The organism is Providencia sp. wls1914 (genome assembly GCF_009706645.1).
Taxonomy (GTDB): Bacteria; Pseudomonadota; Gammaproteobacteria; order Enterobacterales; family Enterobacteriaceae; genus Providencia; species Providencia zhijiangensis.
In genome coordinates, this window is record NZ_WLUN01000004.1 from 464,431 (window position 1) to 480,973 (window position 16,543).

Genomic DNA, 16,543 nt, shown 5'->3' on the forward strand with positions numbered 1-16,543 from the left:
GCCGTGGTGAAGTGAGCATAATACTTGAGTAAATTAGTCAGGTAAATAGTTGACCAAATTACTCAGGTATGTCACAATTGCTGCATATTTTACCACGGAGTATTTATGTTATGAGACTCACTTCCAAAGGGCGTTACGCAGTAACTGCGATGCTAGATGTCGCGTTACACTCTCAGACTGGTCCAGTACCTTTAGCTGATATTTCTGAACGTCAGGGAATCTCCCTCTCTTATCTTGAGCAACTCTTCTCTCGTTTACGTAAAAACGATTTAGTTTCTAGTGTTCGCGGTCCCGGTGGCGGTTATCTGCTTGGGCGTGATGCAGACCAAATCTTTGTTGCTGAAGTAATTGCTGCGGTCGATGAATCCGTAGATGCAACCCGTTGTCAGGGTAATAAAGAAGGTTGTCAAAATGGCGACCGCTGCTTAACTCACGCATTATGGCGTGACCTAAGCGACAGAATCACCAGTTTCCTTAGCAGCATCAGCCTTGATGAGCTGGTTAAGAACCAAGAAGTTCTGGATGTTGCTGATAGGCAAGATAATGAAAAGCGTAAAACAATGCCGAACGGCATTACGCCAGAATCCATTATCAATGTTCGTGCCTAATATAAAATAGATTATAAATTGCAGTCGATCACCAAATGGTGAAAAAGCCCAGCCTATAGCGGCTTGCACCTTTGGGGTCATTAAAAAATTAAAGGCAAAGTTGTCTTGTCCTTTGGAGTATGTGAGCAATGAAATTACCGATTTATCTAGATTATTCAGCAACTACGCCTGTCGACCCACGCGTTGCTGAAAAAATGATGCAATGTCTAACAATGGATGGGAATTTTGGTAACCCAGCATCTCGTTCACACCGTTTCGGCTGGCAAGCTGAAGAGGCGGTAGATATTGCTCGTAATCAAATCGCTGAATTAGTGAATGCGGATCCTCGTGAAATCGTCTTCACATCAGGTGCAACAGAATCTGATAACTTAGCTATCAAAGGTGCTGCCCAGTTCTATCAGAAAAAAGGCAAGCATGTCATCACTTGTAAAACAGAACATAAAGCCGTTCTGGATACATGCCGTCAATTAGAGCGTGAAGGTTTTGAAGTGACTTACTTAGCACCTCAAAGCAACGGCTTAATTGACCTGAAAGAGTTAGAAGCGGCAATGCGCGAAGACACCATTTTAGTGTCAATCATGCACGTGAATAACGAAATCGGTATTGTTCAGGACATCGCTACAATCGGCGAATTATGCCGTAGCCGTGGTATCGTATTCCACGTTGACGCCACCCAAAGCGTCGGTAAATTGCCTATCGACCTGTCTGCGTTAAAAGTTGACCTGATGTCATTCTCTGCACACAAACTGTACGGACCAATGGGTATCGGCGCACTGTATGTTCGTCGTAAACCACGTATCCGTTTGGAAGCGCAGCAACACGGTGGCGGCCATGAACGTGGTATGCGTTCAGGAACTTTACCTGTTCACCAAATCGTGGGCATGGGCGAAGCTTACCGTATCGCTAAAGAAGAAATGGCTCAAGAATCGGAACGTCTGCGCGGTTTACGCTTACGTTTATGGAACGGTATTAAAGATATCGAAGAAGTTTACCTTAACGGTGACTTAGAAAATGGTGCGCCGCACATTCTGAACGTCAGCTTCAACTATGTTGAAGGTGAATCATTAATGATGTCGCTGAAAGATTTAGCAGTTTCTTCGGGTTCTGCATGTACTTCTGCAAGCTTAGAACCTTCATACGTGCTGCGTGCATTAGGTATGAATGACGAACTGGCTCATAGCTCAATTCGCTTCTCTTTCGGTCGCTTTACGACTGAAGAAGAAATTGACTATGCAATTAAACAAATTCATGGTGCGATCGGCCACTTACGTGAGCTGTCTCCTTTATGGGATATGTTTAAAGCAGGCGTAGATCTCAACAGCATCGAATGGTCTCACCATTAATCAGACAGTTTCAGGAGTTTAAAAATGGCTTACAGCGAAAAAGTTATCGATCATTATGAAAATCCACGTAACGTCGGTTCATTTGATAACAATGATCCAAGCGTGGGTAGCGGTATGGTAGGTGCACCTGCTTGTGGTGACGTTATGAAGTTACAAATCAAGGTAAATGATGACGGTATCATCGAAGATGCACGCTTTAAAACCTATGGTTGCGGCTCTGCAATTGCATCAAGTTCACTGGTAACTGAGTGGATGAAGGGCAAAAGCTTAGACGAAGCTGAGTCAATCAAAAATACAGCGATCGCGGAAGAGTTAGAATTACCGCCAGTGAAAATTCACTGCTCAATTCTGGCTGAAGATGCAATCAAAGCTGCTATTGCTGATTACAAAAGCAAACGCCAAGGCAAATAATAGATAAATATCAGTAAGTAAGGGCTGTACCTTAGAGCATATAAACAACAAAAATAGACAGCCCACGACTGATAGTTAAACTCAAATTAATTAAAGATGTATTTATTATGCAACTTTAAATATAATGAGTTGTACCGATGATTTGAAGGCGGATGCTAATAATTTCTAGCATCTGCCTTGTTTGTTTCTAAAGTGAGGTTTGCAATGTCGATTTCTCTTACTGAAAGTGCAGCGCAACGAATTCAATCTTTTTTGAATAATCGTGGTAAAGGCGAAGGCTTGCGTTTGGGTGTAAGAACTTCAGGTTGCTCGGGAATGGCATACGTGCTTGAATTCGCTGATGTAATTAATGAAGAGGACACCGTTTTTGAAGACAAAGGTGTTAAAGTCATCGTCGATGGCAAAAGCATGGTTTATTTAGACGGCACTGAGCTGGATTTTGTAAAAGAAGGCTTAAACGAAGGGTTTAAATTTAATAACCCTAACGTTAACAGTGAATGCGGATGCGGTGAAAGTTTTCACGTATAATGTCTTCAAATGAGCATGACTTTGACCAATGTAACTAACGTGGCGTTAATGACCACATGATCTTTAGCTAAGCTTAGCTACATTGGTACCCGGTTCGAGAAACTGAGCACTTATGGATTACTTTACTCTTTTTGGGCTAACCCCTAATTACGCGATTGACAGTGAGCAACTCACACATCGCTTTCAAGAATTACAGCGACAATATCATCCCGATCGCTTTGCAACCTGTTCAGAACAGGAAAAAATGCAAGCACTCCAACATGCTGCAACTATCAATGCGGCATATCAATCCCTTCGTCATCCGCTGAAACGCGCGGAATATATGCTGTTATTACATGGTTTTGATATAAATAATGAACAACATACCATGCATGACACCGCATTCCTGATGGAGCAACTCGAATTACGCGAAGAGTTAGATAACATCGAAAATAGCCCGCAAGCCCTTGAACGGGTGTCTGCCTTTATGAAAAATGTCAAACAAATGCAGCAGACGCGCAGCGCCTTGATGGTTTCAGAACTCGATGCGATGCAGTGGGAAAAAGCCGCTGATACCGTCCGAAAATTGCGTTTTCTCGATAAGTTACAGCAACAAGCTGAGCAACTCGAAGAACGGTTACTAGACGACTTTTAAGAGAAAACGATTATGTCTTTATTACAGATTAGCGAACCAGGAATGACCGCCGCGCCGCACCAACGTAAATTGGCGGCCGGGATCGATCTTGGTACAACACACTCTTTGATTGCCACTGTTCGTAGTGGTGAAGCGGCGGCATTACCCGATGAACAAGGGCGCTATTTGCTTCCTTCTGTGGTGAATTATCAAGCAGATAACCGGATTGTGGGTTGGGAAGCGAAACAATTATCCGAACAAGATCCTGTCAATACCGTGATTTCAGTGAAACGTATGATGGGGCGTTCATTAGCTGATATTCAAAAACGTTACCCGGATTTACCTTATCAGTTAACAGCTAGCGAAAATGGTCTGCCATTTATTCAAACGGCGGCAGGGCAAGTGGATCCTATTCAAGTTTCTGCTGATATTTTAAAAACGTTGGCAAAACGTGCAGAGCAAACTCTCGGTGGTGAAATGGATGGCGTGGTGATCACGGTTCCAGCTTACTTCGACGATGCTCAGCGCCAAGGCACCAAAGATGCGGCTCGTTTGGCGGGTCTGCATGTTTTACGTTTACTGAATGAACCTACTGCGGCTGCGATTGCTTATGGTTTAGATTCCGGTCAAGAAGGGGTGATCGCCGTTTATGATTTAGGTGGCGGTACGTTTGATGTTTCGATTTTACGCCTGAGCCGCGGTGTCTTTGAAGTGTTGGCAACAGGTGGTGATACGGCGTTAGGTGGCGATGATTTCGACCACGTATTAGCGCAGTGGATTGCACAGCAAGCGGGGCTTTCCATTCAAGGGGATCACCATTTAACGCGCCAATTATTGAACATTGCCACTGAAACAAAAATCGCATTAAGTGACGCTGATTCTGCGACAATCACTCTACCTAATTGGCAAGGTACGGTTAGCCGTGAAACCTTTGAATCACTCATTGAAACCCACATCAAGCGTACACTGATGGCATGCCGTCGTGCCTTAAAAGATGCCGGCGTAGAAAATGACGATGTCTTAAATGTAGTGATGGTTGGCGGTTCGACTCGCGTACCATTAGTTCGTGAAAAAGTGGGCGAGTTTTTTGGTCGAACACCATTAACCTCCATCGATCCAGATAAAGTCGTGGCTATCGGCGCTGCAATTCAAGCGGATATTTTAGTGGGGAATAAACCAGACAGCGACATGCTGCTCTTGGATGTGATCCCGCTATCATTAGGTTTGGAAACTATGGGTGGCTTGGTAGAAAAAGTCATTCCACGAAATACCACCATTCCTGTGGCTCGCGCACAAGAATTCACGACATTCAAAGATGGGCAAACCGCCATGAGCGTTCATGTTGTACAAGGTGAGCGTGAAATGGTTTCGGATTGTCGTTCATTAGCCCGCTTTACGCTGCGTGACATCCCGCCAATGGCGGCAGGTGGCGCACATATTCGTGTCACATTCCAAGTGGATGCCGATGGTTTGCTCAGCGTGAGCGCCATGGAAAAATCCACGGGTGTTGCCGCATCGATTCAAGTTAAGCCATCTTACGGTTTAACTGACACCGAAATTTCAACCATGATTAAAGATTCAATGACTAACGCGCAAGATGATTTAAATGCGCGCCGCCTAGCGGAGCAAAAAGTTGAAGCGGCAAGAGTGCTTGAAAGTTTAACGAGCGCATTAGAGCAAGATGCACATTTACTGACTCCAACCGAAGAGACAGAAATTGATAATGCGGTCAATGAGTTAATCCAAGCAGTAGAAGGCACAGACCCTACTGTTATTGAAAATGCAATTAAACAACTGGATAAGAAATCCCAAGAATTTGCCGCTCGCCGAATGGATGCATCTATTCGTCAGGCGCTGTCAGGCCATTCTGTGGATGAGATATAATTATGCCTAAAATCGTTTTTTTACCTCATAGTACGTTATGTCCGGAAGGTGCCGTAGTCGAAGCACAAGAGGGCGAATCTATTTTAGACGTAGCACTGCGCAATGGAATTGAAATCGACCATGCCTGCGAAAAATCCTGCGCATGCACAACCTGTCACTGTATCGTTCGTGAAGGCTTTGATTCTCTTGAAGAGAGCAGCGAACTGGAAGATGACATGCTAGATAAAGCATGGGGCCTCGAGCCAGAAAGCCGTCTAAGCTGTCAGGCACGCGTTGCGGATGAGGATTTAGTCGTAGATATTCCTAAGTATACGATTAACCACGCTCGCGAACACTAATGCTCGTCATAGTTCGCGCCGTAGCGTTGTTGGCTGCACTCGCTAACCCTAGTCACATACTTGTGTATGCTCCTAGGGATTAGCTCCTTTGCCGCCTAGCTACAGCATGAACTATTTAGAGCGTCAATTTTCTTTACGTTTCGAAGTGTAGTTTTGTTGGCTGTATTTTAAGTATTCGGGTCTCATACTTACTTATGTATGCACCTCGATATGCTTTCAATCGAATCCTGACTACAAAGCGAATTATTTAGAAAATTAATCATTATTCCTAATTCCTACTTAAAATAGTTTCATCGCGTATGCAATGATGACAATACTCATACTAGCATCAACTGTAGCTATAGTTTGTAGGCGATCATTTTTTAATGTTTTGCCATCGAAAGTTGCAATTGTTTGGAGACGATCATTTTTTAGTGTTTTACCATCAAAGGTGGCAATGGTCTGAAGACGGTCATTTTTTAACGTTTTGCCATCAAAAGTAGCGATCGTTTGAAGTCGATCGTTTTTTAATGTTTTACCATCAAATGTAGCAATGGTTTGAAGACGGTCATTTTTCAATGTTTTACCATCAAAAGTAGCAATGGTTTGAAGGCGGTCATTTTTAATCTTGATCATAATCATATCCATGTATTTAAAATAAACATAAATTATACTTATGATTTGTTTTTTATCAAAGATGAATGTTCCATAAATCTAAATATAGCATCATAAAAATATGAATTTAATTTATTGATTGTGAGGAGACAATATGAGCCTAAAATGGACAAACAGTCGTGAAATCGGTGAAGCGCTCTATGATGCTTACCCGGATACAGATCCAAAAACCGTGCGTTTCACGGATATGCACCAATGGATCTGTGACTTAGAAGACTTTGATGATGACCCACAAAAATCGAACGAGAAAATCCTCGAAGCTATTCTGTTAGTCTGGCTGGACGAGTACGAATAATTTTCGTGGATAAAAACCGGATAGCGCTGAATAGGTTGCATCCGGTTTTTTTTCGCCTGTAACAAACTGCATAAGAAAATAAAATGGTTCAAAAGAACCTATTAGTCTGATAGAAACTAAACTCAATAATATTGCTGTTTTTAGGGTATAGTTGGCGAATTAGCAAAGATTGATAGCAGAAACTGATAAGCTAAATTCAAGATCCCGCAATAATCAACTTAGTGGATAAAGTGAGAAAAATAATGACCAAACAAATTATGCCAGTCATGATTACATGCGAACCTGCAGCACCATGCTGGGGTGAAGGCGCTCTATTAAGTTCAAACGATAAAGGCATGACTATCCACCTTAAGCACCCGGGTAAACTGTGTGCTGTACAAAGTGCTGGTCGTAAGTTAGATAGCCAAGGTATTCGCAATGTTTCATTAACGGGTGAAGGTTGGGACTTAGAAAAAAGTTGGGCATTTTGGCAAGGTTTCCGTGCACCAAAAGGGGCGAGAACTATCGAATGGCCAGCACTGCAAGAAGCGGATCGCAAAGAATTAGAACAACGCATCAATACCATTGATTGGGTTCGCGATATTATCAATGCGCCAGCAGAAGAATTAGGCCCAGAGCAATTGGCTCAGCGTTCAATTGATTTACTGTGCAAAGTGGGCGCTCAAGATATCAGTTACCGCATTGTGAAAGGCGATGACTTATTAGAACAAGGTTATGCAGGTATCCATACTGTGGGTCGTGGGTCTAGCCGTCCTCCAGTATTGCTGGCATTGGATTACAACCCAGGTAAAGATGAGAAAGCCCCTGTGTTCGCCTGTTTAGTGGGTAAAGGTATTACCTTCGATTCAGGGGGTTATAGCATTAAGCCATCTGCTTCTATGAACTCAATGAAAGCAGATATGGGCGGTGCAGCAACATTAGTGGGTTCTTTAGCGCTGGCGATCACTCGTGGTTTAAACAAACGCGTCAAATTATTCCTGTGCATCGCAGACAACATGGTTAGCGGTAATGCCTTTAAATTAGGGGATATTATCCGTTATCGTAATGGTAAATCTGTTGAAATCATGAACACAGATGCGGAAGGGCGTTTAGTCTTAGCGGATGGTTTAATCGATGCAAGCAAAGAGAAACCAACGTTATTAATCGATGCGGCAACCTTAACTGGGGCTGCGAAAACAGCCGTGGGTAATGACTACCACTCCGTACTGAGCTTCGATGACAAACTCGTGGCAGAATTAATGTCAGCCTCAGATGAAGAGTTCGAATTATTCTGGCGCTTACCATTAGCGGAATTCCACCGTCAACAACTGCCTTCTGGCTTTGCTGATCTGAACAATATTGCAGCGCCTTCGCATACTGCGGGTGCAAGTACAGCGGCAGCCTTCCTGTCTCACTTTGTTGAAAACTACCGTCAAAACTGGGTACATATCGATTGTTCAGCAACTTACCGTAAATCACCAGTGAGTTTATGGGCAGAAGGGGCAACCGGTATTGGTGTGAGAACATTAGCCAACTTACTTCTCAAAAAATCAAAATAATTCGCGTTATAATGAAATCGCAGTGGTGCAGTCAATGCAGCCTGCGATTTTTTCTTTAACATGAATGGTTTTTGAATTTAGACGATATTATTTTTGGTTGTAGAGGATATTGAATGACGCAACAATCCCAAAACCTAACAACAGACTCGCAATCCGATGTGCAGTTTACTGAACTCACGGTGCCGGAAGGTTCTTCATTAAAATTAAGTGTTCTCGAACAAGAACCGGAAGAATTGACAGCGGCGCTCAGTGAGTTTTTTAAACAACATAAAGTCGTACGACGCGCGTTTATTGTTTCGGTCCAAGAAGTGGAAGATGAACAATTTGATGATATTTTGATGATAGCGTTGGAATTTGTCCCAGGCGCAGAAAATATCGATGAAATTATTCAAGAAGCGGGTGCAACGGCGTGCGAATATATCGATGAGGATGAATCCATTGATTTTTGCATCGTTAATGAAGACGAAAAAGGGTTAAGCCACTTTATTACCCAGCACGTTGCGCCATTTTATCAACGCCGATTAGGCAGCTTCTTGCGCGACAGTATTCCCATCAAAAATACCTAATTCTCTCCTTATTCAAAATAAAGACCGGACTTCTCCGTGTCTTTATTTTTTCATGCTGTTTTTTCCGTTTTGTCTGATAGGTGTTGGTGTTACATTCTGTTAAATTATGTATTCAATTAATGCGCATACTTATTATTGCGGATTACACACTAAGCTCAATCATCGCAACGTATTTAAGTTCAAGGGTTTTCTTGGGCTTCATGAACATAATAAATTAACTTAATAAGGGATGGGGCGGTAATGAAACAACAATCAAGTTGGACTTCATTGGCGGGTCTAAAAACGAAAAAGCGTTATGTAGCATTAGCCTTAGCGTCCGTTATGGCATTAGCGGGCTGCGATAATACTGACGATACCACGAAAAAAGAGAGTAATGTCTCCACCTCGGCGGCAGAAACGAGTACCAAAACAGCGCCCGTTGCAGAACAAAAACAGGCTGCGCCTAAGCTTTCTAATGAAGAGCTAGTGAAGAAATATGCCGGGAAAGATCTGGAAATTTTGGATGCCTCGGAATTGCAGTTAGATGGAGCGAGCGCCATGGTCGTGACATTCTCTGTGCCTTTACAACCGAACCAAAACTTTGGTCAGTATCTGAATCTGGTGGATGTGAAATCAGGCAAGCTGGATGGAGATTGGGAACTATCTGATAATCAGATGGAATTACGTTTCCGCCATTTACCGCCATCAAAAGAATTAAACCTTTCGGTTAATCCGGGAGTGAAAGCGGTCAACGAACGCACCATTAACAACAGCTTTGAGAAGAAATTCCAGACGGCACAAATTATTCCAACCGTTGGCTTCGCAAGTAAAGGCTCTTTGCTACCAAGCAAAGTTGCACAAGGCTTGCCAGTGATTGCGCTGAACGTGGATAAAATCGACGTGAATTTTTTCCGCGTCGATGAAAAGCAATTACCGCAATTCCTCGCGATGTGGCAATACCGCAGTAACTATGAATATTGGTATTCCGATGAATTCCTCGACAAAGTCGAATTAGCCTACACAGGGCGTTTCGATTTAAACCCAGATAAAAATACCCGCCAATCCATTCTGTTGCCATTAAAAGATATCAAAGAGCTGCAACAAGATGGCGTTTATTTAGCGATCATGCAAAAAGCGGGTAGCTACAGTTATCAATTCCCTGCGACTGTATTCACACTCAGTGATATCGGCGTGTCATTACATAGCTACCATGATCGTGTGGATATTTTCACTCAATCATTAGCCAAAGGTTCGGCGATTAAAGGCGTTGAGCTGCGTATTTTGGATGAGAAAGGCCAATTAGTCACCAAAGGCACCACGGATGGTGACGGTCATGCCCAGTTAGACAAACTGGCTGGCGGCAAATTATTACTGGCAACCCACGAAGGGCAAACCAGTATGATTGACCTGACTCAGCCAGCATTAGACCTGTCTGAGTTTGATATTTCAGGCCCTTCAGGCTATGCAAAACAGTTCTTTGTATTCGGCCCTCGTGATTTATATCGTCCGGGCGAATTACTGCTAGTGAATGGTTTATTGCGTGATGGTGATGGCCAGCCAGTGAAATCTCAGCCGGTCAAAGTGGATGTCTTAAAGACCGATGGTCAAGTCTACAAGAGCTTTGTATGGCAAGGGGATGAGAAACAAGATGGCCTGTACCAGTATCAGCTAGAGATCCCGAAAAATGCTGAAACGGGTGGCTGGTCACTGCGTTTTGATTTAGGTGATGGTTCACCACAACGTTATTACAAATTTAATGTTGAAGATTTTATGCCAGAGCGCATGGCGCTGGATATTACAGGCAGTGAGAAGCCGGTATTAAGTTCGCAGCCCGTTGACTTTGACATTAAAGGTCGTTACCTCTACGGCGCCCCAGCAGCGGATAATCAGTTGCAAGGGCAAGTGTTGCTGAAAGCTAATCGTGAAGCGGTTGCGAAATTGCCGGGCTTTGAATTCGGTGCGACGAATGAAGAAGGCTTACCGCGTAAACTGGATGAGTTTGATTTAACCTTAGATGGTAGCGGTGAAACCGTGATCTCCTTGCCGCAAAGCAACTGGGAATCAACGCGCTCTCCGATTACGGCAGTTCTGCAAGCTAGCTTATTAGAGGCAGGTGGTCGCCCAGTGACTCGCCGTGCTGAGCAAGCGATTTGGCCAGCGAAAAAACTGGTGGGTATTCGTCCTCTCTTTGAGAAAAAAGAGATCTACGATTACCGTACAGACCGCTACGCGAAGCGTTATAACGTCGATGAAAATTCATTAGCTGAGTTTGAAATTGTCATGTCAGATATGGCAGGGCATAAACTGGCCGCAGAAAATCTGACGGCGCGTTTAGTGTACGAACGTCGCGATTACTACTGGAGCTGGTCAGAAAGCGGTGGTTGGGTTTCTAACTACGATCAGAAAGATTTAGTGGTGGCGAATGAAAATATTTCTATCGCCAAAGATGGCACCGCGAAGATCTCGTTCCCAGTGGATTGGGGTTCATTCCGTTTAGAAATTACCAACCCTGAAAATGAGTTAGTCAGTAGCATTCAATTCTGGGCAGGCTTCTCTTGGCAAGATAATACCGGAGGCAGCGGTTCCGTTCGCCCTGACCAAGTGAAATTAAGCTTGAACAAGCCAGCATACTTACCGGGTGAAAAAGCTAAAGTCCGCATCGAAGCGCCAAAAGCAGGTAAAGGTTACATTCTGCTTGAATCTAGCAGTGCACCATTATGGTGGCAGGAAATTGATGTCCCAGCGGGTGGGTTAGATGTGGAAGTGCCAGTGAATAAAGAGTGGGCGCGCCATGATTTATATATCTCTGCGGTGGTTGTTCGTCCTGGAGATGACTCCAAAGAGGCGACTGTCAAACGCGCCGTTGGGGTATTACACCTGCCGCTAGCCGATGAAAATCGTAAGATTGCATTGGCGTTGAACGCACCGACAAAAATGCGTCCAAATGAAGATCTGAAAGTGAAGATCAAAGCCACTGCTCAAGATGGCAAGCCACTGCCAGAAAAAGTGAACGTATTGCTGTCTGCAGTCGATACGGGCGTCCTGAATATCACTGATTTCAAAACACCAGATCCATACGATGCTTTCTTTGGGCGTAAACGCTACAGCGTTGACCAATATGATGTGTATGGTCACTTAATTGAAGGTCAAGGTAAGTTAGCCAACCTGCGCTTTGGTGGTGATGGTGAAGATGCTGCTCTGGAACGTGGTGGTATGAAGCCTCTGACTGAGGTGCAAATCATTGCGGAACAGGCGCAACCAGTCATTTTAGATAAAAATGGCGAAGGTGAAATTACACTGGCAATTCCTGACTTTAATGGTGAATTGCGCTTAATGGCGCAAGCATGGAACCAAAAAGATTTTGGTCATGCAGACAGTAAGGTCGTTGTTGCGGCACCATTAGTGACGCAAATGTCGATGCCTCGCTTTATGGCGAGTGGCGATAAATCTTACTTCGCGTTAGATCTTACCAACATGACCGACAACACGCAGAATGTGACAGTCACATTTAAAGCGTCGGGCATGGTGAAATTAGACGGCGCACCAACTCGTGATATCGAACTGACCAAAGGCAAACGTACTACAGTGACGCTGCCAGTCAGTGCCGATTATGGCTTTGGTGAAGGTGAAGTCTCCATGACCATCAACGGCGTAAAAGTCGAAGGGGAAGCGGAGAAAGAGTACAAAAACAGTTGGAAAGTGGGTGTACGCCCAGCACAACCGGCTGAAACTGTGGCATTTGCTACCGCGATTGAGCCGGGTGAAATTTGGTCATTACCAACCAATGATTTTGCTTATTTACAGCAAGACACTCTGGAAGGGCAAGTGCTGTTAACGAGCCGTCCACCACTGCAAATTTCACGTTATATTCGTGAACTGTTTGCGTATCCATACGGCTGTTTAGAGCAAACCGTGAGCGGGCTGTATCCGTCACTGTTCTCTACACAAGCTGAACTGCAAAAGCTGGGTATTAATTCACAAACAGACGCAGACCGCCATAAAGCGATTGAGTTAGGGATCCCACACTTACTGAGTATGCAGCGTGATGACGGTAGCTTCTCTCTATGGGATAAAATGGGGCGTGAAGAGTATTGGTTAACCGCGTATGCGACGGATTTCTTAAACAAAGCGAATCAGCGTGGTTTCTCGGTACCGCAAAGTGCATTGAATAACGCTAACGCACGCCTGTTAAGTTATCTGCAAGATGGTAGCCAAGTGAGTTATCCGTACACGGATCAGCCAGACGCATCCCGTTTTGCGATCCAAGCCTATGCGGGCTTAGTGTTAGCAACTCAGCAAAAAGCGCCATTAGGAGCACTGCGTCAAATCTACGGTCAAGCTAACAATGCGACCAGCGGTTTAGCGTTAGTTCAACTGGGTGTGGCATTAAACCTGATGGGTGATAAAGCGCGTGGTGAAAGTGCCATTATTGATGGTATGAAGAAACAGAGCGCACGTTATAGCAGCATTGGTGATTACGGCTCAGCGATCCGTGATGATGCGATGATCGTGGCATTACTGAATGAATATAACTTAATGCCAAAATCCCGTGACCAAAAACTGCAAACGCTGTCTAACAACCTGACTTCGCAGAAGTATTTCTCAACTCAAGAGAGCAATGCCCTGTACTTAGCGGGTCGTTTCTATGCTAATGAGACAGAAACACCATGGAAAGCGCTAGTAAATGGTCAAGAGCCACCATTAGTTTCAGAGAAACCAGTGAGTGAGTTCTTAACGAAACAACAGTTAGTGAATGGTTATAGTGTTGAAAACAGCGGTACCAGCACACTGTATACTCGCTTGAATGTTGTCGGTTATCCGATGCGTTCACCGAAGCCATACTCAAATGTGCTGGATATCAAACGCAGTTACTACGATATGAAAGGCAACCGTATTTCAATCGATAGATTAAGAAGCGGCGAAATGGTGGTGGTGAAGTTGGAAGTGAATGCCAACCAAACTGTCCCTGATGCACTGGTGGTGGATTTATTACCTGCGGGCTTAGAGTTGGAAAACCAAAACTTAGCCAATAGCAGCGCGAACCTCAGTGAATCTGCGCCAAATCTACAAGAGATGATTGATGATATGCAGCAGTCGCAAATTCGTCACATGGAATACCGTGATGACCGTTTTGTTGCGGCAGTAGAAGTTCAACAATATCGTCCAACTACACTGGTTTACTTAGCTCGCGCGGTAACGCCGGGTGTATATAACAAACCAGTACCACAGGTGGAATCCATGTATGTGCCAGAGTGGCGTGCAACGGGTTACTCCGATGGTCAGTTGGAAGTGGTTCGTTAATTAATATTAAATTAGAGAATCATTGAACTAGATGAAGATAAAGAGGGAAGCGTGTGTTTCCCTCTTTTTTTAGTATCATAAAAACAAATAATAACTCTCGGTATATTGACGAATGAAGAGATGGCTACGTCGCATTGGGTGGACGCTACTGGTTTTGGTCGTGGTATTGCCACTGACCTTTTTAGCCGCAGATAAAATTTGGCCGCTGCCAATCAAGCAAATTGAGATGGCACGCACGGTCGTCGCAGGGGATGGGACTCCGTTATGGCGCTTTGCCGATAAAGAAGGAATTTGGCGTTTCCCCGTTAAATTGGATGAGGTCTCGCCAGAATATATTGACGCGTTATTAACCTATGAAGATCGCCATTTTTACCAGCATCCGGGGGTTAACCCATTTTCATTAATGCGTGCTGCTGGGCAGTTAGTGAGCTCTGGGCGCATTGTCTCTGGGGGCAGCACCATCTCAATGCAGGTGGCAAGGCTGATTGACCCACATGAGCGTACGTTTGGCGGAAAACTCAAACAGTTATGGCGTACCGCACAGTTGGAATATCACTATTCCAAAGATGAAATCCTCGAAATGTATCTTAACCGTGCGCCTTATGGGGGCACGATTGAGGGTATTGGGGCGGCTAGCTGGGTTTATTTGAATAAATCTCCTGCAAAATTGACGGCAAGTGAAGCGGCATTGTTTGCGGTTTTACCCCAAGCGCCAAGTCGTTTAAGACCTGATAGATACCCAGAACGGGCGCAAGCAGCACGAGATAAGGTACTCGACAGATTGGCTGAATACCAAGTTTGGAGTACTGAAAAAGTCAATGAAATTAAGCAAGAGCAAATCTGGCTTGCACCACGTAAAAATCCGAATTTAGCGCCATTACTGGCTCGCCGGATGATCAAAGATTCTCAAGAATCCATCGTGGAAACCACCATTGATGCTAGCCTGCAGAAGCAGCTCGAAGATATGGCGATGAATTGGAAAAACCAATTACCCAAGCAGACTTCTTTAGGATTGCTGGTGGTTGATCACACAGATATGAGCGTGAAAGCCTATATCGGGTCGATTGATTTTCAGGATGATAGTCGCTTTGGTCACGTGGATATGATCAGTGCATGGCGCTCGCCCGGCTCAACACTCAAGCCATTTTTATATGCGCTGGCCATGGATGACGGATTGATCCACGCCGAGTCACTGTTACAAGATGTGCCTCGTCGGTTTAATGATTATCGCCCCGGTAACTTTGATAGCGGCTTTAATGGCCCTGTTAGTGTAAGTGATGCGTTAGTGCGCTCATTAAACTTGCCTGTTGTGCAACTGCTGGATGTCTATGGCAGTAAGCGTTTTGCCGCTCAATTACGTAATGTGGGCACAGAACTGCGTTTCCCAGTTGGCGGCGAACCTAACTTGTCGTTGATCCTCGGGGGAACGGCGGCACGAATGGAAGACTTAGTATCAGCTTACAGTGCATTTGCTCGCCAAGGTGAAGTTTCTCCACTGCGTTATCGACCGACAGATGTGATCCGCGACCGCAAGTTGATGTCGCCAGGTGCCGCGTGGATTGTTCGCCGGATTATGGCAGGAGAAGCCCGTCCAGTCCCTGATGCTAACTTATCGGGACAGCCAAATCTTGCATGGAAAACAGGTACCAGCTACGGCTACCGCGATGCTTGGGCGATTGGTGTAAACCCTCGTTATACTATCGGCGTTTGGGTTGGTCGCCCTGATGCGACACCTGTTGCAGGGCAGCTCGGCTATGCCACAGCGATCCCAATTATGAACCAAGTGAATAACATGCTGCTGACGCGAATTTATCAATCTCGCGAAGTGCTTCCTAAAGATTCAAGGCCAGCAAGTGTTAGCCAAGCCGTGATCTGCTGGCCGGGGGGAACCTCATTACTGAAAGAAGATAGTAATTGTCGCCAGCGCCGTTTGAGCTGGATTTTAGACAATACGATCCCACCAACACTCATGGCTCGGGATCAAGAATCCTCTCTTGGACTCAGGCAAAAAGTATGGGTGAATGAGCAGGGGCTACAAGTTGCGCCAGATTGCCCAAATGCCCAAGAAAAAGAGATCCATTTATGGCCGATTACCGTAGAGTCATGGCTGCCTGCAAGTGAAAAACGGGTAAATCGACTGCCTAAGCCGGATACAGCTTGTCCGCCGTTAAATCTTGAAATGCCGCCACTCTTAATTTCAGGGATCCGCGAAGGGGAGGTTCTCCAGCGCTTACCTGGAAAAACCAGTTTAGACCTGCGTTTACTCACGCAAGGTGGACAAGGGCAAAAATGGTGGTTTTTAAACGGTGAGCAAGTGAACAATACAGAGCAAAATGGGGCAATTTTGCTGACGCTCGAAAAAAGTGGAAACTACCAAATATCGGTCTTAGATATGAGCGGACAGGTTACAGCTATCAACTTTAAGGTGAAGTAATAGCATAAAACGATGACTTAATTAAAAATCTAGAATTTTTTGCTATAAAAA

Annotated in this window: 13 protein-coding genes; 12 read left to right on the top strand and 1 reads right to left on the bottom strand. The window is 44.7% G+C overall.

Features of this window, described 5'->3' with window-relative positions; genetic code table 11:
* Positions 1–110: 110 nt before the first annotated feature.
* The 7 genes from iscR to fdx all read left to right on the top strand — a co-directional run bounded on the left by iscR (position 111) and on the right by fdx (position 5,725).
* Complete coding sequence (iscR, locus tag GKR74_RS04310; RefSeq protein WP_036949477.1) at positions 111–608, top strand: Fe-S cluster assembly transcriptional regulator IscR; 498 nt, start codon at positions 111–113, stop codon at positions 606–608.
* Positions 609–736: 128 nt separating this feature from the next.
* Positions 737–1,951: an IscS subfamily cysteine desulfurase gene (locus tag GKR74_RS04315; protein WP_132495564.1), complete on the top strand. Its 1,215-nt coding sequence runs from the start codon at positions 737–739 to the stop codon at positions 1,949–1,951.
* A gap of 24 nt (positions 1,952–1,975) precedes the next feature.
* Positions 1,976–2,362: a Fe-S cluster assembly scaffold IscU gene (gene iscU / locus GKR74_RS04320; protein ID WP_036949481.1), complete on the top strand. Its 387-nt coding sequence runs from the start codon at positions 1,976–1,978 to the stop codon at positions 2,360–2,362.
* A gap of 204 nt (positions 2,363–2,566) precedes the next feature.
* On the top strand, positions 2,567–2,890 hold the full coding sequence (iscA, locus tag GKR74_RS04325) for an iron-sulfur cluster assembly protein IscA (RefSeq protein ID WP_036949483.1): 324 nt from the start codon (positions 2,567–2,569) through the stop codon (positions 2,888–2,890).
* A 112-nt stretch (positions 2,891–3,002) separates the two neighbouring features.
* Positions 3,003–3,524, top strand: a complete 522-nt coding sequence (gene hscB / locus GKR74_RS04330; protein WP_036949485.1) for a co-chaperone HscB — start codon at positions 3,003–3,005, stop codon at positions 3,522–3,524.
* 12 nt (positions 3,525–3,536) lie between these two features.
* On the top strand, positions 3,537–5,387 hold the full coding sequence (gene hscA / locus GKR74_RS04335) for a Fe-S protein assembly chaperone HscA (RefSeq protein WP_154602671.1): 1,851 nt from the start codon (positions 3,537–3,539) through the stop codon (positions 5,385–5,387).
* Between the two features lie 2 nt (positions 5,388–5,389).
* Positions 5,390–5,725 carry an ISC system 2Fe-2S type ferredoxin gene (gene fdx / locus GKR74_RS04340; RefSeq protein WP_036949488.1) on the top strand — a complete coding sequence of 112 codons (336 nt, stop codon included), beginning with the start codon at positions 5,390–5,392 and terminating at the stop codon, positions 5,723–5,725.
* Between the two features lie 279 nt (positions 5,726–6,004).
* Here the strand turns inward: fdx and GKR74_RS04345 are convergent, their stop codons facing one another.
* Positions 6,005–6,340 carry a hypothetical protein gene (locus GKR74_RS04345; RefSeq protein ID WP_230089120.1) on the bottom strand — a complete coding sequence of 112 codons (336 nt, stop codon included), beginning with the start codon at positions 6,338–6,340 and terminating at the stop codon, positions 6,005–6,007.
* Positions 6,341–6,473: 133 nt separating this feature from the next.
* Between GKR74_RS04345 and iscX the strand changes: the two genes are divergently transcribed.
* From iscX to pbpC, 5 genes are all read left to right on the top strand, one after another.
* A complete protein-coding gene (gene iscX, locus GKR74_RS04350) occupies positions 6,474–6,674 on the top strand; it encodes a Fe-S cluster assembly protein IscX (protein ID WP_154602672.1) in 201 nt (66 codons plus the stop codon).
* Between the two features lie 242 nt (positions 6,675–6,916).
* Complete coding sequence (gene pepB / locus GKR74_RS04355; RefSeq protein ID WP_154602673.1) at positions 6,917–8,212, top strand: aminopeptidase PepB; 1,296 nt, start codon at positions 6,917–6,919, stop codon at positions 8,210–8,212.
* 113 nt (positions 8,213–8,325) lie between these two features.
* Positions 8,326–8,778, top strand: a complete 453-nt coding sequence (locus tag GKR74_RS04360) for an enhanced serine sensitivity protein SseB C-terminal domain-containing protein (RefSeq protein WP_154602674.1) — start codon at positions 8,326–8,328, stop codon at positions 8,776–8,778.
* Between the two features lie 240 nt (positions 8,779–9,018).
* Positions 9,019–14,058, top strand: a complete 5,040-nt coding sequence (locus GKR74_RS04365) for an alpha-2-macroglobulin family protein (protein WP_154602675.1) — start codon at positions 9,019–9,021, stop codon at positions 14,056–14,058.
* Between the two features lie 112 nt (positions 14,059–14,170).
* A complete protein-coding gene (gene pbpC, locus GKR74_RS04370) occupies positions 14,171–16,492 on the top strand; it encodes a peptidoglycan glycosyltransferase PbpC (protein WP_154602676.1) in 2,322 nt (773 codons plus the stop codon).
* Positions 16,493–16,543: the final 51 nt, after the last annotated feature.

Bases quoted from the DNA above. Each gene is read 5' to 3' on its own strand.
- iscR (WP_036949477.1), top strand. From the start codon at position 111: ATGAGACTCACTTCCAAAGGGCGTTACGCAGTAACTGCGATGCTAGAT.
- GKR74_RS04315 (WP_132495564.1), top strand. From the start codon at position 737: ATGAAATTACCGATTTATCTAGATTATTCAGCAACTACGCCTGTCGAC.
- iscU (WP_036949481.1), top strand. From the start codon at position 1,976: ATGGCTTACAGCGAAAAAGTTATCGATCATTATGAAAATCCACGTAAC.
- iscA (WP_036949483.1), top strand. From the start codon at position 2,567: ATGTCGATTTCTCTTACTGAAAGTGCAGCGCAACGAATTCAATCTTTT.
- hscB (WP_036949485.1), top strand. From the start codon at position 3,003: ATGGATTACTTTACTCTTTTTGGGCTAACCCCTAATTACGCGATTGAC.
- hscA (WP_154602671.1), top strand. From the start codon at position 3,537: ATGTCTTTATTACAGATTAGCGAACCAGGAATGACCGCCGCGCCGCAC.
- fdx (WP_036949488.1), top strand. From the start codon at position 5,390: ATGCCTAAAATCGTTTTTTTACCTCATAGTACGTTATGTCCGGAAGGT.
- GKR74_RS04345 (WP_230089120.1), bottom strand. From the start codon at position 6,340: ATGATCAAGATTAAAAATGACCGCCTTCAAACCATTGCTACTTTTGAT.
- iscX (WP_154602672.1), top strand. From the start codon at position 6,474: ATGAGCCTAAAATGGACAAACAGTCGTGAAATCGGTGAAGCGCTCTAT.
- pepB (WP_154602673.1), top strand. From the start codon at position 6,917: ATGACCAAACAAATTATGCCAGTCATGATTACATGCGAACCTGCAGCA.
- GKR74_RS04360 (WP_154602674.1), top strand. From the start codon at position 8,326: ATGACGCAACAATCCCAAAACCTAACAACAGACTCGCAATCCGATGTG.
- GKR74_RS04365 (WP_154602675.1), top strand. From the start codon at position 9,019: ATGAAACAACAATCAAGTTGGACTTCATTGGCGGGTCTAAAAACGAAA.
- pbpC (WP_154602676.1), top strand. From the start codon at position 14,171: ATGAAGAGATGGCTACGTCGCATTGGGTGGACGCTACTGGTTTTGGTC.